The following is a 22506-nucleotide window of genomic DNA, read 5'->3' on the forward strand; positions in this document are numbered from 1 at the left end:
ATTCTACTTTGCCGGCTTTGCCCTTCTGAGTATTCCATAATAAAAAGGGCAGGAATTTCTGCTGTGGGAAGTGGGCGGATTATTTATGTAGAAATAAAAGAACGAAAGTTCAGTCAAAAGATTATATGACACAGAAATGAACGAAAATTTAAGAAAATCTAAATAGTATTTCCAACTGTTTTCCAGTATACTGAAACTATGATTGGATATCGGAACGCAAGTTACGAGGTGATGGTATTGTGCGATAACTTAGAGGGACAAAGTGTATATAGAAAGTGTTGCGGCTTCCTTATTGAGGCAATGGAGAGGAAACTCAGGAATCGTGGAAGCCTTTGCTGAACACGATTCCCGCTTTCAGAGGTTCCTCGGAATGGTTTGCCGAAGGGAAGCCGCAGCACTTTCTATATACACTTTGTCGGACTAACTTCAACAAACTTTTACACCTTAAAAGTAGAATGATGAGGAGGGAATGAAAATGAATGTAAATGGGAATTTCAAAGACAATCTGATGGGGAAGAAAAAGGTGATTTTCATCATCTGCCTTATTTTTGCAGTCGCTCTGATTGCCGCAATCCTGCACATGGTTTCAGGAGGGGGAAAGGATTCCGCGAAGAACATCCTCTACGCGGATAAGGTCAGCGTGATCACCGGAAACGGAAGCGGAACCGTGAACCGCTTTGCAGGCGTTGTGGAGGCGCAGGATACTTTGAAAATCTCACTTTCAGAAGGACAGAAAGTGAAAGAGATTTTCGTGGAAAAAGGGCAGGAAGTGGAGCCTGGGACGAAACTCTTTGAATATGATACAGAGGAGCTTGCGATGACACTGGAGCAGGGAAATCTGGAACTGGAAAAGATAGGAAACAGTATTTCCAATCTGAATTCACAGATTGCGGCCTTAACGACAGAGAAAAAGAATGCACCGGCAGGTGAGCAGCTTTCTTATACAACGCAGATCCAGGAGCTGCAGACGAATGTAAAACAGGAAGAATATAATTATAAAGTAAAAGAACTGGAAGTGAACCGGACGAAGAAGAGTCTGGAATCATCCACGGTGACATCCACGATTGCAGGAATTATCCAGGAGATCAATCCGGATCCTGGTTATGATGATTACAGTGGAGAAAAGCAGGCATTTATGAGCATTCTTTCTACCGGAAAATACCGAATTAAGGGAAAAATCAGTGAACAGAATATCGGTGAGCTTCAGCCGGGAATGGATGTGACGGTGCGGGCAAGGAATAACCAGGAGGAAATCTGGAAGGGATCTGTGGATGTGATCGACACAGAAAAACCGGAGAGCAGTTCACAAAGCGAGATGTATTCCGGTTCGGATTCTTCTGCCCGGGCAACTAAGTATCCATTTTATGTAACGCTTGAAACCAGTGATGGTCTGATGCTGGGACAGCATGTATATATCGAGCCTGGAACTGGAGTAAATACAGAGGGATTACATCTGATGACTGCTTATATTGTAGATGCAGACGGGAAAGAGCCTTACGTTTGGGTAGCAAATAAAAAGGACAGACTGGAAAAGAGAAATGTAAAGCTTGGTGCTTATGATGAGAAGCAGGATACATGGGAAATCACAGAAGGACTGAAAGAGACGGATTACATTGTCTGGCCGGATGGAGAATGTAAAGAAGGAGCAGCCGTTCAGAAGAACGAAAATGTACAGGCAGGAGGCATGGAAGAGGGGGAATAAAGGATGACTTTTCAAAAAAGAAATAAGAAAAAAATTCTTCAGATCGGGATTGCTTTGGTTGTCTGTGTATGTTTCATTGGAGGCGGCATTATATTTGCAATGAAAAAAAGTGAAAAAGCGGTCAAGGTTGCACCGGTAGCCAGTATGAGTAATGGTGGATGGTATTCAGAATCGGATATTTATGATTATGCGAAGGTGCAGGCAGGTGCGAGCCAGGACATTTACCATGATGATACCCTTACGATCAAGGAGATTTATGTCAAATCAGGGGATACGGTGAAGATCGGCGATCGTCTGGTTGCCTATGATACTACGCTTGCAGGACTTGAGCAGGAAATGAAGCAGATGGAGATTCAGGGGATTGAACTGAATATTCAGAATCAAAAGGCAGAATTAGAGCAGCTGAAAAATGCAAAGATTGTTTCGTCTGTTGAAAGAAGCCAGGATGAGCTGCGGAAAATGACTGCAAAAGGAACCAGACCTGGAATAATACGGACTGCGGATGCAAAGAAAAATGAAGGGGAAAATCCGGATACTTCCGAAAATCCTGAGCAGCCGGAGACACCAGAAAATCCGGAAGGACCGGAAAAACCATCAATCGGGAAGCCGTTTCCGGAAGAACTGAAGGATAAGATCATTTATAAAGAGATTACAAAGGACGCTGCTCCTTATAATGAAGATGGAGATGGAACAAAAGAAAAGCCGTATCGCTATCTTTGTGCGCCGGGAGCAACGGTAAATGCGGAGTTCATGCTGAAAATGCTGGAAGAGAGGGCAGTCTGTATCTTTGATGTAGTGGATCAGGAGAAGGAACCGACGCTTCTTTTATACTCCTGGACGCTGGACGGAAAGACCGGACAGGTAATAAAGCCCGAAAATCCGGAACAGCCGGGGACACCGGAAGAGCCGAAAATTCCGGACGAACCGGATAATCCTGGTGGATATGAGGAGCCGGATCCGGGAGATGCAGATGGAATGACCAGGGAAGAGCAGGCAAAGCAGATCCAGGAAAAAGAGCAGAAGATCAAGGATCTGGATCTGGAAAAGCGAACAGCACAATTGGAATTGAAAAAGCTGGATAAAAAAGTAAATAATGGTGTTGTAAAGAGTACAGTAGAGGGAACGGTAAAAGCTGTACTTGACGAAGAAGAGGCAAAGCTGGAAAATAAACCGGTTATATCTGTGACCGGAAAAAATGGTTGTTATGTAATCGGAGGGATTGCCGAAAGCAGCTATGATAAATTAAAAGAGGGTATGACTGTGATGGTGACTTCCTGGAATACGGGGAACTCTTATGAGGCAACGATCACCAGTATCGGTAATTCACCGGTTGAAAGTATGAAGAGCAGCGAGAATCCTAATATGTCCTACTATCCGTTTACTGCAGTGGTTGAGAAAGATGCAGATCTTTCATCTGGCGATGGTGTCAGTATTTCCGTAGACGGACTTTCGGGTGACAATGGGAATTCGATTTACCTGGAACAGATGTTCATAAGAGAAGACGGAAACCGCTCCTATGTATACAAGAAAGGAAAACATGGAAGGCTGGAGAAGCAGTATGTAGAGGTTGGAAAAAATATGTACGGTTCCATGGAAATCGTTTCCGGACTTACCATGGAGGATGAGATTGCATTTCCGTATGGAAGAAATGTAAAAGAGGGTGCGAAGACAAAGACAGTGGAGTCATTGTATGATTATAATTAATGAGGGGGTGAGGAGATGCTTGAAGATATCAGGCTGGCATTTCAGGGAATCTGGAGTCATAAGCTGCGGTCTGCGCTGACGATGCTTGGTATTATTATCGGAATCGGATCGATCATTGCAATTGTTTCAACGATCAAAGGAACCAATGAGCAGATCAAGAAAAATCTGGTTGGCGCGGGAAATAATGCGGTCAATATCCAGCTTTATCAGGGAGACTGGACACTGGATCTGTCTTATCAGGAGGTTCCGGATGGAATACCGGAGATTTCAGATCAGGTACTTGGTGAGATCCAGGCACTGGATGAGGTGGAAAGTGCAGCCCTTTATCACAGACGGAATGAATATGATGCTGTATATGCAGGCAGTCAGAAGCTGGCAAGCTGTAATATTTTTGGAATAGATTCCAATTATCTGGATGCCTATGGATTTCAGATCACAAAAGGGCGTGGCTTTTCCGAAAAAGATTTTACTGCAAACCGAAAAGTTGTGCTGCTTGATAAAACGACAGCCACAGCTCTATTTCCGGATGGAAATGTGATTGGAAAGATTATTGAGGTTAAAGGGGAGCCATTTACGGTGATCGGTATGATGGCGAGAAAAGAAAATTCGCAGCCGGTGATCAATTCGATGGAAGACTATTATCGTTATGTATCCACGGATGGAAGCGGAACGATCTGTATTCCGGATACACTGTGGCCGATTATTTATCAGTACGATGAACCGCAGAATCTGGTTGTCCGCGCGACAAGCACAGATGAGATGACTGCGGCAGGAGAAAAGGCGGCAGATATCCTGAACAGTTACCTGACCGTGTCTGATGAGACGATAAAGTATAAAGGGGAAGATCTTCTGAAACAGGCGAACCAGATCCAGGAGATCAGCAGCTCGACGAACCAGCAGCTGCTCTGGATTGCAAGCATTTCACTTCTGGTTGGCGGGATCGGTGTTATGAATATTATGCTGGTGTCTGTGACAGAAAGAACGAGAGAAATCGGTCTGAAAAAGGCACTGGGGGCAAGAAAAAGAAGGATCCTGACGCAGTTTCTGACGGAAGCGGCAGTACTTACCCTTCTTGGAGGTCTGATCGGTGTGGTAGGAGGGATTGCGCTTGCCTATATTATTTCCGCAGTCTCGGCAGTTCCGGTGGCAATCAGCGGAGTGTCTATTCTGGTCGGAGTAGTATTTTCCACATTGATCGGAATTATTTTCGGACTCCTTCCGTCGGTGAAGGCGGCGAACATGAATCCAATCGATGCACTGAGAAGTGAGTAGGTTTATGTAGAGAAGAATTATTTGTCGGATCCAAGATTGCAGATAAATGGATAGTATCTGTTCTACAGGAAAGTGGCGTGCCTTACTGGCACGCCATTTTTAAAAATTCTTCCATTGCCCTTGTCTGGTAGCGACCATTTTTCCAGTAGAACCGGATGTCACGGCTGCTTTCGCCTGCAGGAAGCTTATAGTACACCACATCAGAGGTAAGAGGTACTTTTGAGAGCATGATATCTCCGATAAAAGAGATCCCCATGCCGGAGCAGGTGATGTTGTAAGAAGTCATCTGCTGATCCATTTCCAGGATGATATTTGGTTCAAAGAGATTGTTCTGGCAGATCATACGGGCACGTTTTCCAGTGTCGTTTTCCGGTTTCAGCATAATAAAAGGCTCACTTTTAAAGCGTGTCAGAGGAACGGGAGGACAGGATTCTTCCAGAAATTTTTTGCTCAGGATATCTTCTACAGGAAGCTGATAGGAGCGCAGCGTATTATTGATCGGGAATGCTCCCGGAACAGCAAGGATCAGGTGCTCTTCCTGAAATTTACGGTAGCCGTAGATGGTGGCATCCAGAACACTGCTGTCCAGCATCAGATCCAGCTGCCCGTGTCGCAGCATACGGGCAAGATTGGCAGTGGTTTCTTCAACCAGGCTGATCTGGATCAGAGGATATCTGCGGGCAAAATCCGCGATCAGCGAAGGCAGGATCCAGGAGGAAAACAAGTTGCTTCCTCCGAGGATGAGTGTTCCTTTTTTTAGGTCGCCCCAGTCGTTTGCAAATCCTTCAAATTCATTCTGGATACTTTTTATTTTTTCTACCGCTTTGATATACTGTACCCCACATTCGGTAAGGGAAAGTGGTTTGGTACTCCGGTCAAAGATCGGATATCCGATGTGATGCTCGACACGCTTTACGTTGGCACTGAGTGAAGGCTGTGAGATAAATAACTTCTCAGCCGCCTTGGAAAAGCTTTTTTCCAGATAAACTTCATAGACATATTCCATTCCCTGAAACATAGGTATTCTCCTTTGACATAGTTTTAAAATTATAGTTACTATAAAAATATATGTATTAGATTATATTGTAACACAGAGCTATAATGAAAACAACAAAGGCAATACGCCAGAGAAAAATGGAAAATCGAGGGATTTTGAGATGGAAAATGGAAAAGAAAACAAGACAGGTTATCGTGTAGAACAGGATTCAATAGGGGCAAAAGATATTCCGGGAGATGTATATTACGGGGTACAGTCACTGCGTGCTGCGGAGAATTTCCGTATTACCGGGCTGAATATGCATCCGGAGATCATCAACAGTCTTGCGTACATAAAGAAAGCATCTGCGATCACCAACTGCGAGAGTGGGATTCTGGAAAAGAAAAAGGCAAAAGCAATCGTACAGGCATGTGATGAAATCCTTACAGGAAAATTGCATGAGTACTTTATCGTAGATCCGATCCAGGGAGGTGCGGGTACTTCTCTGAACATGAATGCAAACGAAGTCATTGCAAACCGTGCGATTGAGATTCTTGGCGGGAAAAAGGGAGATTATTCAGCAGTAAATCCGAATGATGATGTAAACTGCGGACAGTCCACAAATGATGTTATTCCGACAGCTGGCAAGATGACTTCACTCAGACTTCTTCAGAATCTGAAAAAAGAACTGCTCAGACTTCATGGAGCGCTCTGCAAAAAGGCAGAGGAATTTGACCATGTGATCAAAATGGGACGCACCCAAATGCAGGATGCAGTTCCGATCCGTCTGGGTCAGGAATTTCAGGCATATTCCGATGCCATCATGCGTGATATTCACCGTATGGATAATGCGATGGGCGAGATGCGTACCGTCAACATGGGTGGAACGGCAGTCGGAACCGGAATCAATGCAGATGAAGCCTATGTAAGCCGCATTGTTCCGAATCTTTCAAAAATATCTGATATTCAGTTTGTCCAGGCTTTTGATCTAATCGATGCAACCCAGAACCTGGATCCGTTTGTGGCAGTATCCGGTGCAGTGAAAGCGTGTGCAGTCACACTTTCCAAGATTGCCAATGACCTGCGTCTGATGTCATCCGGACCAAGAGCCGGATTTGGTGAGATCAACCTTCCGGCAAAGCAGAATGGTTCTTCGATCATGCCGGGAAAAGTGAATCCGGTCATCCCGGAAGTAGTGAACCAGGTCGCATTTAACATCATTGGAAATGATGTGACGATCACGATGGCAGCAGAGGGTGGACAGCTGGAACTGAATGCGTTTGAACCGATCGTATTCTACTGTCTGTTCCAGTCGATCGATACACTTGCATATGCAGTGCAGACTTTTATTGACAACTGTGTGACAGGAATCACAGCCAATGAAGAGAGATGCCGTCAGCTGGTAGAGAACAGCATCGGCGTAATTACTGCAATCTGTCCGCATGTAGGCTATGAGAAAGCAGCGGAGATTGCGAAAAAAGCAATGAAGACCGGGGAATCCATCCGCAATCTGATCCTCAGAGAAGGTCTTTTAAGTGAAAAAGAGATGGAAACCGTTCTGGATCCGGTCAATATGACAGAGCCAGGTATTTCGGGAAAAGAACTTCTCAGAAAATAAAGAATAAAATTTTTCTAAAAGACATGATTTTCTCCTTTTAAGGGTGTACAATGAAACATACGCGTTTCATGAGTTACAACTTAAAAGGAGAATTTTTATGCTTCAAATTCAACATATCTGCAAAGAATACCGTACAGGTACGCTGGTACAGAAGGCACTGGATGATGTAAGCCTGAATTTCAGGGACAATGAATTTGTTGCGATCCTGGGACCGAGTGGTTCGGGAAAGACGACGTTTCTTAACATCATCGGTGGACTGGATCGGTACGATAGTGGTGATTTGATCATCAACGGGATTTCTACGAAAAAATATAAAGACAGAGACTGGGATTCCTATCGAAATCATACAATTGGTTTTGTATTTCAGAGTTATAATCTGATTCCACATCAGACGGTGCTTGCCAATGTGGAGCTGGCACTGACTATTTCTGGGATCGGGAAGGAAGAACGGAAAAAGAGAGCGATTGAGGCTCTGAAAAAAGTTGGTCTTGGGGAGCAGTTGCATAAAAAACCGAGCCAGATGTCAGGCGGACAGATGCAGAGGGTGGCAATCGCCCGTGCGCTGGTCAATGATCCGGATATTCTGCTTGCTGATGAGCCGACAGGAGCGCTGGATACGGCGACCAGTGTGCAGGTTATGGAACTTTTAAAAGAAGTGGCAAAAGACCGGCTTGTTGTAATGGTTACACATAACCCAGAGCTTGCTGAAGAATATGCGACCCGTATCGTAACGCTCAAGGACGGAAAGATCCGTTCGGATACGGACGAATTTTATGTCAATGAAGCGGTCATGAAGGAGCCGGAGCATAAGAATATGGGGAAAGCTTCCATGTCATTTCTGACGGCTCTTTCCCTGAGCTTTAATAACTTAAAGACGAAGAAAGCAAGGACTCTTCTGACATCTTTTGCCGGTTCTATTGGAATTATCGGGATTGCACTGATACTGGCACTTTCCAACGGAGTCAATGCCTACATCAAGTCAATTGAAGAAGAGACTCTTTCCGAGTATCCGCTTCAGATCCAGAGTACCGGATTTGATATGACATCGATGATGGTAGGCAATATGGACAGTGGTTCGGGCAGTTCGGATAAGAAGGAGACAAAAAAAGACGGGGAAGTCAAGGTTATGCAGATGATGACCAATATGTTTTCCACGATGAACTCCAACGATCTGAAGTCTTTAAAAGAATATCTGGATGGAGGAAAAAGTGGAATTGAGGACTATACCAGTGCCGTTGAATATTCTTATAATATTTCACCAAGAATCTATCGGCAGAACAAGGATGGTTCCATTCGCCAGGTGAATCCGGACAAATCCTTTGAGTCGCTTGGAATCAGCTCTGGCGCAAGTACCAACAGTCTGATGTCATCGATGATGAGTACGAATGTTTTTTATGAAATGCCTAAGACGGAGGGGCTTTATGAGAACCAGTATGATGTGAAGGCGGGACGCTGGCCGCAGAATTATAATGAATGTGTACTGGTGCTGACTTCGGACGGAGGCATGAGTGATTTTCTCCTTTATACTTTGGGACTGCGGGATCAGATGGAACTGGACGAAATGATCCAGGAATTTATCAATGAAGAAGATGTGAACACTCCGGCAAATATCGGAACATATACCTATGAGGATATTATTGGAAAAACTTTTAAATTGGTCAATGTGTCTGACTGCTACGAATATGACAGCCAGTACGAGATCTGGAAGGATAAATCCGATAATAAGGAATATATGAAGAAACTCGTGGATCAGGGCGAAGAACTTAAAATCGTCGGAATCGTACAGGCATCGGAAGATGCAAATGCTTCCGCTCTGACACCGGGGATTGGCTATCCGCAGAGACTTACTGAGCATGTCGCAAAAGAGGCTGCAAAAAGTGAGATTGTAAAAGATCAGCTGGAGAATCCATCCAAGAATGTATTTACCGGAGAACAGTTCGGAACCACAGAAGAGAAGAACGGACTGGATGCGAACAGTCTGTTTACGGTAGATGAGGATGCATTTCAGAAAGCATTTGTTTTAGACGACAGTGGATTTTCCGGTGATCTGTTGTCGGCAGATTCCCTGAATCTGGAAAATGCATTCCGGATGGGTGGGGATTCTCTGGATCTGTCCGGGATGATAAATCTGGATCAGATCAGTCTTGACGTGTCCGGTATGCCACAGATGAATCTTGGCGATATGATCGGAAGCCTGAATCTTACCGTAAAACCGGGTGGAATGCAGAAGTTGTCTGAGAGTGTTATGGAAGGTTATCAGGAGTATGTGAAATTCCATCCGGAAGCAGATTATTCAAATCTGGCGAGAGATTTTATGGATTACCTGATGACGGATGAAGCGCAGAAGATCCTGAAAGATAATCTGCAGGAGATCATTGAGAGCACCGGTGGGTTTAAGATTACAATTGATCAGATGCAGGAGCTTGTACAGCGTGTGATGGAAGGATATCAAAAGTATGCTGCGGAAAAAGGATATACAGATCCGGATAAATTTGGAGAATACCTGGCGGAGTATTTACAGACCGAGGAAGCAAAAGAGATTATGAATGCCTGGCAGCAGGAGATTTTTGGAGATACGGTGATAAATATTACTTCTGACCAGCTGAAAAAACTGACAAAAGAACTGGCGAGTAGTTATCCGGCATATGCTGCGGCGAATGGAAAAGCAGATCCGACCAAAATGGGAGATTATTTTCTGAACTACCTTGCCACAGCAGATGGAAAACAGCGTCTGATGAACGGGCTTTCCGAGGTGATCGATATGGATCAGCTGGAGAGCCAGTTAAGTGCGACAATGGGAAGTTACATGGCAAAGGCAATGGGAACTTATACCCGAGCAATTTCGGATGTGCTTGAGACACAGATCACTTCGGCAATGAATCAGATCGTCACTCAGATCACAGAAAAAATCGGGAACGCCATGCAGGCTGCCATGGGAAATGTGGGAACCCAGCTGCAGAACATGCTTGGAAGTTCGATGAAGATTGATACCGATGCATTTGCAAAGGCATTTCAGATGAATATGACAGAAGATGATCTGAAAGAGCTGATGACATCCATGACAATGAGCGCGACTGCTTCCTATGACAATAATCTGCAGAAGCTTGGATACGTGGATTTTGCGAACCCGAGTCAGATTTCCATATATCCGACGGATTTTGAGAGTAAAGAAAAAGTGGTGAAAATCCTGGATTCTTATAACAGCCGGATGGAAAAAGAAGGAAAAGAGGAACAGATCATCACTTATACCGATATAGTCGGAACACTGATGTCTTCCGTGACAAATATCGTGGATATCATCAGCTATGTGCTGATTGCGTTTGTGGCGATTTCCCTTGTAGTATCTTCAATTATGATCGGGGTTATCACCTACATCAGTGTACTTGAACGGAAGAAGGAGATTGGAATCCTGCGCGCGATCGGGGCATCTAAGAGAAATGTATCGCAGGTATTTAATGCAGAAACCGTTATCATTGGTCTGTGTGCCGGACTGATCGGAATCGGACTGTCACTGCTGCTTCTGATCCCTGGAAATATGATCATCCATGCGGTGGCAGATAATAACAAAATCAATGCATTTTTACCAGTGCTTCCGGCAATTGTGCTGATTCTTTTGAGTATCGGGCTTACCCTGCTCGGTGGAATCATTCCGTCAAGGAAAGCAGCAAAGAGCGATCCGGTGACAGCGCTTAGGACAGAATAAAAAAAGAGAATGAGGGAAAAGGAAAATGGATAAAGAGAAAAATACAGAAGCAGTGAGTGAGGAAAATATTTACTGTCTGAATGGAAGAGTGCCGGTAAAAAAGGCGATTCCGTTCGGACTCCAGCATGTTCTGGCAATGTTTGTGTCGAATCTGGCACCGGTGCTGATCGTGTGCAGTGCGGCATTTGTGAGAGGATCGGAGAATCACTTAAGTGCTGCGGAAATTACGCAGCTTCTGCAGTGCGCGATGTTTGCAGCGGGGATCGGGACCTGTCTGCAGCTTTACCCGGTATGGAAGATTGGCTCCAGGCTTCCGATTGTTATGGGAGTCAGTTTTACCTTTCTTGGTAGTCTGCTGATGATCTGTACCAATTCGGAACTTGGATATGAAGGGATGGTTGGTGCGGTGATCGCCGGAGGTATTTTTGAGGGACTGGTAGGAATGAGTGCCAAATACTGGAAACGGTTCCTGACACCGGTAGTATCGGCATGTGTGGTGATTGCGATTGGGCTTTCCCTCTTGTCGGTAGGAATGGATTCCTGGGGCGGTGGAAACGGAGCAGAAGATTTTGGAGCGTGGTATCATCTTCTGGTCGGATTTTTCACACTGGTTGTGTGTCTGGCTGCCCGTTATCTGTTAAAAGGTGTATACAAGAACCTGAACGTATTGGTTGGTCTGGTCTGTGGGTATCTTCTGTCCATTATATTTACTGTGGCAGGGATTGCAGCGATGGTTGATTTTTCAGGAATTACAAAGACGATCGAGCAGGTTGGTGTATTCAGCCTTCCCAAGCTTGTATTTTTTACTTCCCATAAACCGGTTTTTGATCTGGGAGCATTCTTTACTATTGCAATTGTATTCCTGGTATCGGCAGCGGAGACAACGGGTGCAACTACTGCAGTGTGTACCGGTGCACTTGGACGGGATATCAAGATGGAGGAACTGCAGGGGTCTCTTGCCGTGGATGGATTTTCCAGTGCGATTTCAGGATGCTTTGGATGTCTGCCGCTTACTTCTTTCAGTCAGAATATCGGGCTCGTCACTATGACGGGAGTTATCAACCGTTTTACTATTCTGATGGGGGCTTTGATTTTGATCCTTGCTTCTCTGTTCCCGCCACTTGGAGCTTTTTTCAATTCGCTTCCGCAGGCGGTACTTGGAGGATGTACGGTTATGATGTTCGGATCGATCATGTATGAAGGGATCAAGATGCTCAAAGGGTGTGTGTTTGATGACAGAACTATGATCATCGTATCGCTGGCATTCTGTATCGGTGTCGGACTGACACAGACTTCCGGAAACTTCTTTTCTGCATTTCCGAAGGAGGTAGGAGATATTTTTAATGGAAATGCAGTTGCAGGGGTGTTCGTGGTGTCATTGATCTTAAGTATCTGCCTTCCGAAGAAAAAAACAACAGATTTGTAAAATGTGATAAAAATAAGTCAATCAGAAGGAAGAGATGAACGAGGATGAGGACAAAAAGAAAGATCGAAGCGCAGGCGTCTGAACAATTATAATCGAAAATTGTTGAGCAAATAAGGAACTGGCGGCACGATAAAAAGTGTCGCCAGTTCTTTTTTAGTGTTTCGCTGCGAGGGATAGTACCTCCAGACTGGTTTCTCTGGTAGAAAAATCGATGATGACTTGACCGGATCCGCACCGAATGTTCAGTAAGCTATGATTCCAATTGTAAGAACTAAAAAATCATGCTATACTTACGGCAGATGAAAAACTGACAGGATAAGACAACAAAGGAGAGGCACATGAATTCTAATTTTGAATATTATAAAGTTTTTTATTATGTGGCGAAGTATGAGAACCTTACAAAGGCATCCAGCGTTCTGAAGACGAGCCAGCCGGCGGTGACGAGAACGATACACAACCTGGAAAATGAACTGGGATGCCGATTATTTACCAGAAGCAAATCCGGTATGAAGCTGACACCGGAGGGAAGAACCTTTTACAGCTATGTATCGGCAGGGTGCGCCCAGTTTTTTAAAGGGGAAAATGATCTGAGCAATCTGATCAGTCTTGAGAACGGGACAATCTATATCAGTGCGACTGAGACAGCCTTGCACTGCTTCTTGTTCCGGGCAATGGGAGAGTTCAACAGCATTTACCCGAACGTACATTTCAAAATCTTAAATAACAGTACCATGGACTCGGTCAACGCGGTAAAAGAAGGAAAGGTAGACCTTGCATTTGTGTCAACGGATCTGCAGGTAAATAAGCCACTCAGGATGAAGAAACTGCGGGAATACCATGAGGTGCTGATCGGCGGCAGTCGTTACATAGAATTAAAAGGAAGAAAGATTTCATTGGAGGAGCTTTCGGCTTATCCCTGGATCAGCCTGACTTCGGAGGCACTGACAAGAAAATTCCTGAATAATTATTTTGCAGATCATGGTCTGCAGTTTTTGCCGGATATGGAGCTTGCGACGACAGACCTGATCTTGCCGGCAGTCCGTCACAATCTTGGAATTGGATTTGTCCCGGAAGAATTTGCCGAAGAAGAGAAGAAGGCGGAAAATGTATTTGAAATCGAAGTGGAAGAGAAGCTTCCGACCAGAAATATTATTCTGATCTATGATACTGAGTATCCTCAGAGTATTGCATCGAAGGAGTTTCAGAAGTTTCTGAGCAGTCAGAAGAACTAAAGAAGAAATAGATTTTCAAAGTGGATTGTACAAATCGGTATCCTTTGCAGCCGGGATGTGTATCTGCAAAGAAAAATATAAGGAGAATGCCCCGGAATTTTTTATGTGTGGATCATAAAGTTCCGGAGCATTTTTATATTTGTAAGTATAAAGTTATAAAGTAGAATTTTGGATTAGAAAACGATTGATATTATTTATGCCATTCCCAGTTTCTGATTTCTTCCAGATCCTGTCCGTATTCAGCGATGTACTGCTTGTGCTCAACCAGTTTGTCGTTCATCTTCTGAATCAGGAATGATCCCTTATTGCCAAGCTGTGGCAGATGCATGATTGCATCTTTTACAAGGTTGAAACGGTCGATCTGGTTCTGTACACGCATGTCAAATGGAGTAGTGATCGTACCTTCTTCCTGATATCCATGAACAGAAATGTTGTGGTTGTGACGTTCGTATGTCAGTTCATGAATCAGTGTCGGATATCCGTGGAATGCAAAGATAACCGGTTTATCTTTTGTGAAGATTGCATCGTATTCTGCATCACTTAATCCGTGTGGATGTTTGTGGTCTGATTCCAGTTTGAACAGGTCAACTACATTGACAACGCGGATCTTGAGCTCTGGCATTTCATCACGAAGGATAGTAACAGCAGCCATAACTTCAAGAGTAGGAGTGTCACCGCAGCAAGCCATAACAACATCTGGTTCTTCACCGCAGTCATTACTTGCCCATTCCCAGATACCAATACCCTGTGTACAATGCTTTACAGCCTGTTCCATAGTCAGCCACTGGCAGCTTGGATGTTTAGATGCTACGATTGCATTGACATAGTTCTTACTCTTGATGCAGTGGTCGAAGCATGAGAGTAAGCAGTTTGTATCCGGTGGTAAATACATGCGGACAACGTCTGCCTTTTTATTGGCAATGTGATCCAGAAATCCTGGATCCTGATGTGTAAATCCGTTATGATCCTGTTGCCATACATTAGATGTCAGGATAAAGTTCAGCGAAGCGATCGGCTGTCTCCATGAAAGCTGGTTGCAGACCTTCAGCCATTTTGCATGCTGCGCTGCCATAGAGTCAACGATACGGATGAATGCTTCATAGCTTGCAAAGAATCCATGACGTCCTGTCAGAAGATATCCTTCCAGCCATCCTTCACACATATGTTCACTTAACATACCGTCCATGATACGTCCGTCTCTTGCAAGGCAGTCATCAGTGTCAAGCAAGTCTGCCTGCCAGTCACGTTTCTGTTCTTCAAATACTTTGTACAGACGGTTGGACATACTTTCATCTGGTCCGAAGATACGGAAGTTCTTACTGTCTTCATTTAATTTGAAGATGTCGCGGATGTATCCGCCAAGTTCGATCATATCCTGTGCTTTTGTCTTGCCAGGTTCTACTTCGATTCCGTATGAGCGGAAATCCGGAAGACGAAGGTCTTTCAGAAGAAGTCCGCCATTTGCATGCGGGTTTGCACCAAGACGGGCATCTCCCTTTGGAGCAAGTTCTGCAAGTTCCGGAATCAGATGTCCTTTTTCATCGAAGAGTTCTTCTGCATGGTAGCTTTCCAACCATTCTTTCAGAAGGTCAAGATGTTCTGGTGATTCCATAGAAAGCGGTACCTGATGTGCACGGAAAGATCCTTCAATCTGAAGTCCGTCAACAACCTTTGGTCCTGTCCATCCCTTTGGAGTACGAAGAACGATCATTGGCCAGAACGGACGGGTAGGATCATTGTTTTCACGGGCATTTTTCTGGATTGCTTTGATTTCTTCGATGCAGGCATCCATAGTCTCAGCCATTTTTCTGTGCATAGTCATCGGATCGTCACCTTCTACGAAGTAAGGTTTCCATCCGCAGCCCTTGAAGAAGTTTTCCACTTCCTCATGAGAAATACGTGAGAAAATGGTTGGGTTACTGATCTTGTATCCGTTCAGATGAAGGATTGGAAGAACAGCACCGTCTGTGATCGGGTTCAGGAATTTGTTGGACTGCCATGAAGTAGCAAGCGGCCCTGTTTCAGCTTCACCGTCACCGACAACAACTGTAGCGATAAGATCTGGGTTGTCCAGAACAGCACCAAAGCCGTGAGCAATTGAATATCCGAGTTCTCCACCCTCATTGATAGAACCTGGTGTTTCTGGAGCACAGTGACTCGGAACTCCGCATGGGAATGAGAACTGCTTGAACATTTTCTTCATGCCTTCCTCATCCTGGCTGATGTTCGGATAAACTTCACTATAAGAACCTTCCAGATAAGTGTTGGCGATCAGGAAGTTTCCGCCATGTCCCGGACCGGAAAGAAGAATCATATCCAGATCATAACGTTTGATGACACGGTTGCAGTGTACATAGATGAAGTTTTGTCCAGGTACGGTTCCCCAGTGTCCGACGATTTTTTTCTTGATCTGATCCATGGTCAATGGCTTTTTCAGAAGCGGATTATCAAGAAGGTATAACTGACCGGCTGACAGGTAGTTGGCAGCACGCCAGTAGGCATTCATTTTGTTGAGCAGTTCATCAGATAATGGCTGCTTTTCAAGACATAATTTATTGTCTTCCATTTTAGTACCTCTCTCTTTCTCTAATTCATTTTTGTTATTTTTTTAACTGGGTTCATCATATCATGAGTAAAAGATAACGTAAAATAGCAATAATGAATTATATTCATATCAAAATGTTATGGATAGGAAGAGGGGGAGTTCCTTAATTTCGTAATAGGTGGTAGACATTGTGGAAAAATTGAAGTATAATTACGAATAGCTGTTTTTATGTAAGATTTTTGAATAAAGCGTTTAAAATGTTAATGTTTTGACGGAGAAAAACAGTGTATATAATGTAGATTGACAGTTTTTTAGTGAGGGAGAATTTATTATGAAGACTACTCTGATTATTATGGCAGCAGGAATCGGTTCAAGATTTGGAACAGGAATCAAGCAGCTCGCCAAGATGTCTCCGAATGGGGAGATCATTATGGATTACTCTATTTATGATGCAAAAGAAGCTGGTTTTGACAAGGTTGTATTTATTATCAGAAAAGATATTGAAGAAGAATTCCGTTCTGTAATCGGGAATCGTATCGGAGATCAGATCGAGGTGGAATATGTATATCAGGATCTTGCAGATATTCCAGCTGGTTTTGAAGTTCCGGAGGGACGTACCAAACCTTGGGGAACTGGTCAGGCAGTCCTGTGTTGTAAAGATGTAGTAAAAGAACCGTTTGTGATCATCAATGCAGATGATTATTATGGGAAGGAAGCGTTTAAGCTTCTCCATGATTACTTGATTGCGCACGCAGAGACAGCAGATAAGATGCAGATGGGAATGGCTGGTTTTATTCTGAAGAATACGGTTAGTGAAAATGGAACAGTTACCCGCGGCGTATGTGTGGTAGATGAAAATGGAATGCTTGAACAGATCCATGAGACGACTGGAATCAGTATCCAGGCTGACGGGGTACACTGCGACAGCGAAGCGGTTCAGAAATGGATCACACCAGATTCTAATGTATCCATGAATATGTGGGCTGGTTATCCGGATTTCATTCGGGTTCTGGATGAGAGATTCGCAGAATTTTTAAAAGATGAAGCAGGAGATCCTTTGAAAAAAGAATATCTTCTTCCAAATATTGTAGGAGATCTTTTAAAAGAAGGAAATGTGGATGTAAAGGTTCTGGAAACACACGATAAATGGATCGGTATTACTTATAAAGAAGATACAGAACTTGCACAGGCCGGATTCAAGAAGATGACAGAAGATGGCGTTTATCCGGAAAAATTGTGGAATTAAACGGATCCTGGAAGTAAAAAACAGAAGAGGAAAGAAAAATATGAATGAATTAAAACAGTTAGAGGCACAGAGAGATGACGAGATCGAGATTGATCTTGGCGAGATCTTTCATTTATTGCTGAATAAATTATGGGTGATTATTCTGTGCTTTATCGTAGGTGGAGTGATTGCGTTTAGTGGGACAAAACTCTTCCTTACTCCGAAATATTCAGCTTCATCGATGATTTATATTTTAACGAAGACAACCAGTGTGACATCTCTTGCAGATATCCAGATGGGATCGCAGCTTACAGCTGATTTTGAAATTCTTGCGACGAGCCGCCCAGTTATAGAAGAGGTGATTGAAAAGTTAAAATTGAAATATTCGTATGATGAGCTTGTGGCAATGATTCAGACAGATAATCAGACTGATACACGAATTTTGCGCTTTACGGTAATTGATGAGAATGCAAAAGAGGCAAAGGCAATTGCAAATGAACTTGCAGAAGTGACAGCAGAACGAGTAGCGTATGTTATGTCTAGTGATAAACCTAAAATTGTGGAGGAAGCGGTAGTACCTAAAAAAGCTTCATCACCGAATACGATGAAAAATACAATAATTGGAGCGTTGGCGGTTGCATTTTTGGCTATAGGAATTATTGTGATTAAATATTTGGTTAACGATACAGTCCAGAATGAAGATGATATTAAAAAATATCTTGGACTTCATATGCTTGCAGCGATTCCGACAGAAAAGAGGGAATCGATTTGAAAGACAGGACAAGAAAGATTATTGTTGCGGTGTTGCTTGTGATAGCAGTCTGCTGTTCAGGTTATCTGATTTGGTATTACGCCACGGCGGCAAAGACGAAGCAGTCGTATGATGATGCAAAAAAGCTGGCAACGGAAAATGTGAAACCGTCAAAAACAGATAGTGATGACGGAGAGCAGACAAAGCCGGAGATACCGGTTGATTTTACTGCTCTTCAGGAAAAAAATCCGGACATTTACGCATGGATTAAGATTGATGGAACAACCGTTGATTATCCGGTTTGCCAGAATAATGAGGATGATAATTATTATCTATCTCATACCTGGGAACGGGTAGAAGCGGCGGATGGTGCTATTTTTACACAGGCATGCAACAGTAAGAATTTTACAGATTTCAATACGGTTATTTACGGACATCAGATGGGTGAGGGTGTAGATACCATGTTTCATACACTGGATCGTTATCTGGAAGAAGGATATATTGAAAAATATCCAAATGTGATCATTTATACACCAGATCATGTTCTGACTTACCGGATTTTTGCGGCAGTTATTTATGATGACCGTCATCTGATCAACTCTTTCAATTATGTAATGGATGACCAGAGACAGGCTTTCCTGGATTCACTTCAGGATTCCAGAGACCTGAGAAGCCGTTACAGTGATATCGAAAGCGTAGGAACAGAAGACCGGATCCTGTCGCTCAGTACCTGTGTGACGGGAGAATCAAACCATAGACTTCTTGTGGAGGCGGTTCTGACAAATGAAGAATAGAAATCTGGTAATCGTGATACTTGCAGTTATCTGCGCAGGGCTGTTGGCAGGTGTCGTTTATACGGTTACAAAAGGGAAAAGCGGTACGCAGAAAAAACAGGAGGCATCGGCAGAAGCGGGTGCAGACGAAACGGAATCACAGTCCGGAATCATCGAAGAAGACGGAAAGAAATACAAACTCAACCCGGATATCAAGACCGTTCTGTTCATGGGTGTTGACAAGGAAGAAAAAGCAGATCTTGGTAATAACCCGGGAGAAAACGGACAGAGCGACAGCCTGAATCTTCTGGTCCTTAATAAAGAAGAGAAGACGGCACAGATCATTCAGATTTCCAGAGATTCTATGGTGGGAATCGATATTTATGATGTGACAGGTAACAGGCTGATGACGGAAAATGGGCAGATCGCACTTCAGTACGCATATGGGGACGGGGCAGAAGAGAGCTGCCGTCTGACATCTGAGAAGGTATCAGAACTTATGTATGGCGTGAATGTAGATTCTTATTTTTCACTGACGCTGGAGGGGCTGGTTGCAGCAACCGATGCGGTTGGAGGAATTACTCTTACCGTGCCAGAAGATTATACAGCTGTTGATCCTGCATTTGAAAAAGGTGCAGAAGTTACTCTTAATGGGGAACTTGCTGAAAAATATGTCCGTAAAAGAGATATTGAAGTCCTTGACAGTAACAATCAGCGCATGGAACGTCAGTCACAGTTTATGGATGCTCTGATCGAGAAGATGCAGAGTATTCAAAGCGAAACAGAGTATCTTTCTCTGTACCAGAAATTGGAGGATTATATGACAACAAACATGACTGCGGATGAGATGGAAGAGCTGACAGATTATAAGATTGCAGAGGACACCGTGAAAGTTCCGGGTGAGATTATTGAGAAAGACGGACATGCGCAGTATCTGGTAGACAATAAAGAATTAAAAAAAATAATATTAAAAATGTTTTACAAAATAATGTAATTGTAGTATAGTATAGCTTGATATAGCGAATATCAAATAAACTATGTGAGGAGGTCAAAGAAAATGAAGTCAAGAATCTTAAAGACAGTTGGTCTTATTGCAGCTATGGTATCCTGCATCGGAATGACGGCATTTGCAGCACCAAGCCCGGCAGCTTCTACAGTTGTTACAGCTGTAAGCAGCGCAACAGATACAGATGGTAATGCAGTGAATGTTTCTATCACATCTGAGATCCCGGCAGAATACACACAGGCAGTTGCAGACATTAAGACTGAAGCAAAATTGAAAGAAGTAATTGGGAGCGATTTTAATGCGAATATGACAGTTGCTGATGTTAAGGAAGTTACAGCGCCGGAAGGAGCTAAATTCCCACTTAAGATCACATTCGTAATGAAAGGCGTAACAGCTTCTTCTAAAGTTCAGATTCTGCATTACAATAGATCAGCATCAGCTTGGGAGAAGATTGATACAACTGTTGCAGATGGAACAGTAACAGGTACATTTAGTTCACTGTCACCGGTTGCATTTGTTGTTGACAAGACAACTCTTACATCCGCTACAGGAACAGCTACTTCACCGGCTACAAGCGCAACAGCTGTATCAGCAGTTGCAGTACTTGGACTGGCAGCAGTAGCAGCAGCATTCGGTCTTAAAAAGAAAGCTGTTAGATAATACAAACATATGTTGAAAACGCTTCTTTGTGGCGGGAGTCACCGTGAGGGGCGTTTTCTTTTTGACAGGAGAGATACGTTTTGATGTTGGTAGATATTCATTGTCATATTCTTCCGGGAGTAGATGATGGAGCACCGGATATGGAGACTTCCAGAGCAATGATACGGGATGCCTATGAGCAGGGAGTACGTTATATCATTGCGACTCCGCATTACAGACCGGAGATGTTTGAGCCTTCCATGAAAAAGGTGATCCGAGTATACCATGAACTTCGCGATTATGCTGAAGAAGTTGGAATTGGACTGAGGCTTGGCTGCGAGTATTACCGGAATGAGCAGATGATCCGGCATCTTGATAAGAAGCTTCGGCCGACGATGCTTGGAAGCAGATATGTTTTGACAGAGTTTTCAACCAATGACAGTTTTGTCACGGTCCGTAATTACATTTATGAGCTGATCACCAAGGGATATCGACCGATCGTTGCACATGTTGAAAGGTATTTTTGCTGTCAGGAACCGGAGAGAATCCAGGAACTGAAAAAACTTGGAGCACAGATCCAGATAAATGCAGATTCCGTATTGGGATATGAAGGACATACGATTAAAAAGTTCTGTGCCGGCCTGATGAAAGATGATCTTGTGGATTTTATAGGATCAGATGCACACAATCTGGAGGGGCGGAAGATGAACCTCGGGAAGTGTGCCACTTACGTCAGAAAAAAGATGGGACAGGATTATGCGGAAGAGATTTTTGTAGATAATCCAAGACGGATATGGAAGAGCAGATAAAGAGATTCAGATAGCCCCGCGTGGGGAAGAAAGCAGGTGTTTTGTTGAAAAAGGTTAATTTATCGATTGAAAAGAAAAGCTACGGGGTGCGTGAAGCAATCCGGACATTGCGTACCAATCTGCAGTTTTGCGGAGATGATAAAAGAGTCATTCTTGTAACAAGCTGTGTGCCGAGAGAGGGGAAAAGCTCTGTTTCTGTTGCGCTGGCAGAATCAATTGCAGACATGGGAAAATCTGTTATTCTTGTTGATGCGGATATCAGGAATTCTGTTATGGCATCGAAACTTCAGATTACCGGCGCAGATAAAGGGCTGTCACACTTCCTCTCCGGACAGTGTGTGCTTGCAGATGTGATTATGGCGACAAATATTCCGAAATTTCATATTCTTCTTTCCGGACCGGAGGCTCCGAATCCGACAGAGCTTCTGGAATCCAAACGTTTTACTGGTATGCTGGAGTCCATGAAGAATGTCTATGATTATATTATCATTGACTGTCCGCCGCTTGGTCTTGTTATTGATGCGGCAATCATCGGACATCAGAGTGATGGCGCGATCATTGTTGTCGAAGCAGGTAAGACCAAATACCGTCTGGTGCAGAATGTAAAAGACCAGCTGGAAAATTCGGGAGTGTCCGTTCTTGGTGTTGTTCTTAACAAGGTAGAGCGTAAGAACCAGAAGGGATATTATAACAAATATTATGGCTCACAGAAGTATGAGGGCTATTATGGACACAATGAAGAAACAAAAAATGCATAAAAGTGAAAATAACACTTGCAATTGTTAAAAGTTTCTGTTAAAATAACTATTGTTGTGAGTCTGCAAGATTTGTAAGCGGACATTTCAGATCGTTAGGAGGTGCAATCATGGCTAAATGTGCTATTTGTGAAAAGGGTGCTCATTTCGGAAATAACGTAAGTCACTCTCATAGAAGATCATCTAAGATGTGGAAATCTAACGTAAAATCCGTTAGAGTTAAAACGGAAAACGGCGGAACACAGAAAATGTACGTATGTACAAGCTGCCTGAAATCCGGACGCGTTGAAAGAGCTTAATCTGAGCGGAATGATAAGAACCGAAGCTTTTAAGCTTCGGTTTTTTGCGTGTGCGCCTAGCGGCGCACGTT

The 22506-nt window shown here is 43.6% G+C and carries 17 protein-coding genes; 15 read left to right on the forward strand and 2 right to left on the reverse strand.

What is annotated here, in order from left to right; genetic code table 11:
• Window positions 1–475 precede the first annotated feature (475 nt).
• Genes PG840_RS14840 through PG840_RS14850 form a run of 3 tightly spaced genes read left to right on the forward strand, consistent with a single transcriptional unit; the run spans window position 476 to window position 4678 of the window.
• On the forward strand, window positions 476–1702 hold the full coding sequence (locus PG840_RS14840; RefSeq protein WP_270206069.1) for an efflux RND transporter periplasmic adaptor subunit: 1227 nt from the start codon (window positions 476–478) through the stop codon (window positions 1700–1702).
• Between the two features lie 3 nt (window positions 1703–1705).
• A complete protein-coding gene (locus PG840_RS14845) occupies window positions 1706–3406 on the forward strand; it encodes an HlyD family secretion protein (protein ID WP_270206070.1) in 1701 nt (566 codons plus the stop codon).
• A 15-nt stretch (window positions 3407–3421) separates the two neighbouring features.
• On the forward strand, window positions 3422–4678 hold the full coding sequence (locus PG840_RS14850; protein WP_270206071.1) for an ABC transporter permease: 1257 nt from the start codon (window positions 3422–3424) through the stop codon (window positions 4676–4678).
• A gap of 82 nt (window positions 4679–4760) precedes the next feature.
• Here the strand turns inward: PG840_RS14850 and PG840_RS14855 are convergent, their stop codons facing one another.
• A complete protein-coding gene (locus PG840_RS14855) occupies window positions 4761–5696 on the reverse strand; it encodes a LysR family transcriptional regulator (RefSeq protein ID WP_270206072.1) in 936 nt (311 codons plus the stop codon).
• 139 nt (window positions 5697–5835) lie between these two features.
• On the opposite strand from PG840_RS14855, the gene PG840_RS14860 reads away from it, so the two are divergent.
• The 4 genes from PG840_RS14860 to PG840_RS14875 all read left to right on the forward strand — a co-directional run bounded on the left by PG840_RS14860 (window position 5836) and on the right by PG840_RS14875 (window position 13633).
• A complete protein-coding gene (locus PG840_RS14860) occupies window positions 5836–7272 on the forward strand; it encodes an aspartate ammonia-lyase (protein ID WP_270206073.1) in 1437 nt (478 codons plus the stop codon).
• Window positions 7273–7369: 97 nt separating this feature from the next.
• Complete coding sequence (locus tag PG840_RS14865) at window positions 7370–10975, forward strand: ABC transporter ATP-binding protein/permease (RefSeq protein ID WP_270206074.1); 3606 nt, start codon at window positions 7370–7372, stop codon at window positions 10973–10975.
• A 25-nt stretch (window positions 10976–11000) separates the two neighbouring features.
• A complete protein-coding gene (locus PG840_RS14870) occupies window positions 11001–12401 on the forward strand; it encodes a uracil-xanthine permease family protein (protein WP_270206075.1) in 1401 nt (466 codons plus the stop codon).
• 338 nt (window positions 12402–12739) lie between these two features.
• Complete coding sequence (locus tag PG840_RS14875; protein ID WP_055157867.1) at window positions 12740–13633, forward strand: LysR family transcriptional regulator; 894 nt, start codon at window positions 12740–12742, stop codon at window positions 13631–13633.
• A 190-nt stretch (window positions 13634–13823) separates the two neighbouring features.
• On the opposite strand, the gene PG840_RS14880 is transcribed toward PG840_RS14875, so the two are convergent.
• A complete protein-coding gene (locus PG840_RS14880; protein WP_055157865.1) occupies window positions 13824–16199 on the reverse strand; it encodes a phosphoketolase family protein in 2376 nt (791 codons plus the stop codon).
• Between the two features lie 310 nt (window positions 16200–16509).
• On the opposite strand from PG840_RS14880, the gene PG840_RS14885 reads away from it, so the two are divergent.
• From PG840_RS14885 to rpmB, 8 genes are all read left to right on the forward strand, one after another.
• Entirely contained in the window at window positions 16510–17424 is a 915-nt protein-coding gene (locus PG840_RS14885; protein WP_270206076.1) for a sugar phosphate nucleotidyltransferase, read from the forward strand.
• A gap of 40 nt (window positions 17425–17464) precedes the next feature.
• Window positions 17465–18175: a YveK family protein gene (locus PG840_RS14890; protein ID WP_118198326.1), complete on the forward strand. Its 711-nt coding sequence runs from the start codon at window positions 17465–17467 to the stop codon at window positions 18173–18175.
• Window positions 18172–18948 carry a class B sortase gene (locus PG840_RS14895; RefSeq protein ID WP_270206077.1) on the forward strand — a complete coding sequence of 259 codons (777 nt, stop codon included), beginning with the start codon at window positions 18172–18174 and terminating at the stop codon, window positions 18946–18948. The genes PG840_RS14890 and PG840_RS14895 overlap by 4 nt, the downstream gene beginning before the upstream one ends.
• Complete coding sequence (locus tag PG840_RS14900) at window positions 18938–19921, forward strand: LCP family protein (RefSeq protein WP_195368933.1); 984 nt, start codon at window positions 18938–18940, stop codon at window positions 19919–19921. The genes PG840_RS14895 and PG840_RS14900 overlap by 11 nt, the downstream gene beginning before the upstream one ends.
• 63 nt (window positions 19922–19984) lie before the next feature.
• On the forward strand, window positions 19985–20593 hold the full coding sequence (locus PG840_RS14905; RefSeq protein ID WP_270206078.1) for a hypothetical protein: 609 nt from the start codon (window positions 19985–19987) through the stop codon (window positions 20591–20593).
• 83 nt (window positions 20594–20676) lie between these two features.
• Window positions 20677–21381: a CpsB/CapC family capsule biosynthesis tyrosine phosphatase gene (locus PG840_RS14910; RefSeq protein ID WP_117558305.1), complete on the forward strand. Its 705-nt coding sequence runs from the start codon at window positions 20677–20679 to the stop codon at window positions 21379–21381.
• Window positions 21382–21425: 44 nt separating this feature from the next.
• A complete protein-coding gene (locus PG840_RS14915) occupies window positions 21426–22139 on the forward strand; it encodes a CpsD/CapB family tyrosine-protein kinase (protein WP_022219989.1) in 714 nt (237 codons plus the stop codon).
• 107 nt (window positions 22140–22246) lie between these two features.
• Complete coding sequence (rpmB, locus tag PG840_RS14920; RefSeq protein ID WP_022219990.1) at window positions 22247–22435, forward strand: 50S ribosomal protein L28; 189 nt, start codon at window positions 22247–22249, stop codon at window positions 22433–22435.
• Window positions 22436–22506: the final 71 nt, after the last annotated feature.

This window comes from Coprococcus sp. AM97-35, assembly GCF_027697525.1.
Classification (GTDB): domain Bacteria; phylum Bacillota; class Clostridia; order Lachnospirales; family Lachnospiraceae; genus Allocoprococcus; species Allocoprococcus comes.

Bases quoted from the DNA above. Each gene is read 5' to 3' on its own strand.
- rpmB (WP_022219990.1), top strand. From the start codon at position 22,247: ATGGCTAAATGTGCTATTTGTGAAAAGGGTGCTCATTTCGGAAATAAC.
- PG840_RS14850 (WP_270206071.1), top strand. From the start codon at position 3,422: ATGCTTGAAGATATCAGGCTGGCATTTCAGGGAATCTGGAGTCATAAG.
- PG840_RS14845 (WP_270206070.1), top strand. From the start codon at position 1,706: ATGACTTTTCAAAAAAGAAATAAGAAAAAAATTCTTCAGATCGGGATT.
- PG840_RS14910 (WP_117558305.1), top strand. From the start codon at position 20,677: ATGTTGGTAGATATTCATTGTCATATTCTTCCGGGAGTAGATGATGGA.
- PG840_RS14890 (WP_118198326.1), top strand. From the start codon at position 17,465: ATGAATGAATTAAAACAGTTAGAGGCACAGAGAGATGACGAGATCGAG.
- PG840_RS14840 (WP_270206069.1), top strand. From the start codon at position 476: ATGAATGTAAATGGGAATTTCAAAGACAATCTGATGGGGAAGAAAAAG.
- PG840_RS14855 (WP_270206072.1), bottom strand. From the start codon at position 5,696: ATGTTTCAGGGAATGGAATATGTCTATGAAGTTTATCTGGAAAAAAGC.
- PG840_RS14905 (WP_270206078.1), top strand. From the start codon at position 19,985: ATGAAGTCAAGAATCTTAAAGACAGTTGGTCTTATTGCAGCTATGGTA.
- PG840_RS14875 (WP_055157867.1), top strand. From the start codon at position 12,740: ATGAATTCTAATTTTGAATATTATAAAGTTTTTTATTATGTGGCGAAG.
- PG840_RS14880 (WP_055157865.1), bottom strand. From the start codon at position 16,199: ATGGAAGACAATAAATTATGTCTTGAAAAGCAGCCATTATCTGATGAA.
- PG840_RS14860 (WP_270206073.1), top strand. From the start codon at position 5,836: ATGGAAAATGGAAAAGAAAACAAGACAGGTTATCGTGTAGAACAGGAT.
- PG840_RS14900 (WP_195368933.1), top strand. From the start codon at position 18,938: ATGAAGAATAGAAATCTGGTAATCGTGATACTTGCAGTTATCTGCGCA.
- PG840_RS14885 (WP_270206076.1), top strand. From the start codon at position 16,510: ATGAAGACTACTCTGATTATTATGGCAGCAGGAATCGGTTCAAGATTT.
- PG840_RS14870 (WP_270206075.1), top strand. From the start codon at position 11,001: ATGGATAAAGAGAAAAATACAGAAGCAGTGAGTGAGGAAAATATTTAC.
- PG840_RS14865 (WP_270206074.1), top strand. From the start codon at position 7,370: ATGCTTCAAATTCAACATATCTGCAAAGAATACCGTACAGGTACGCTG.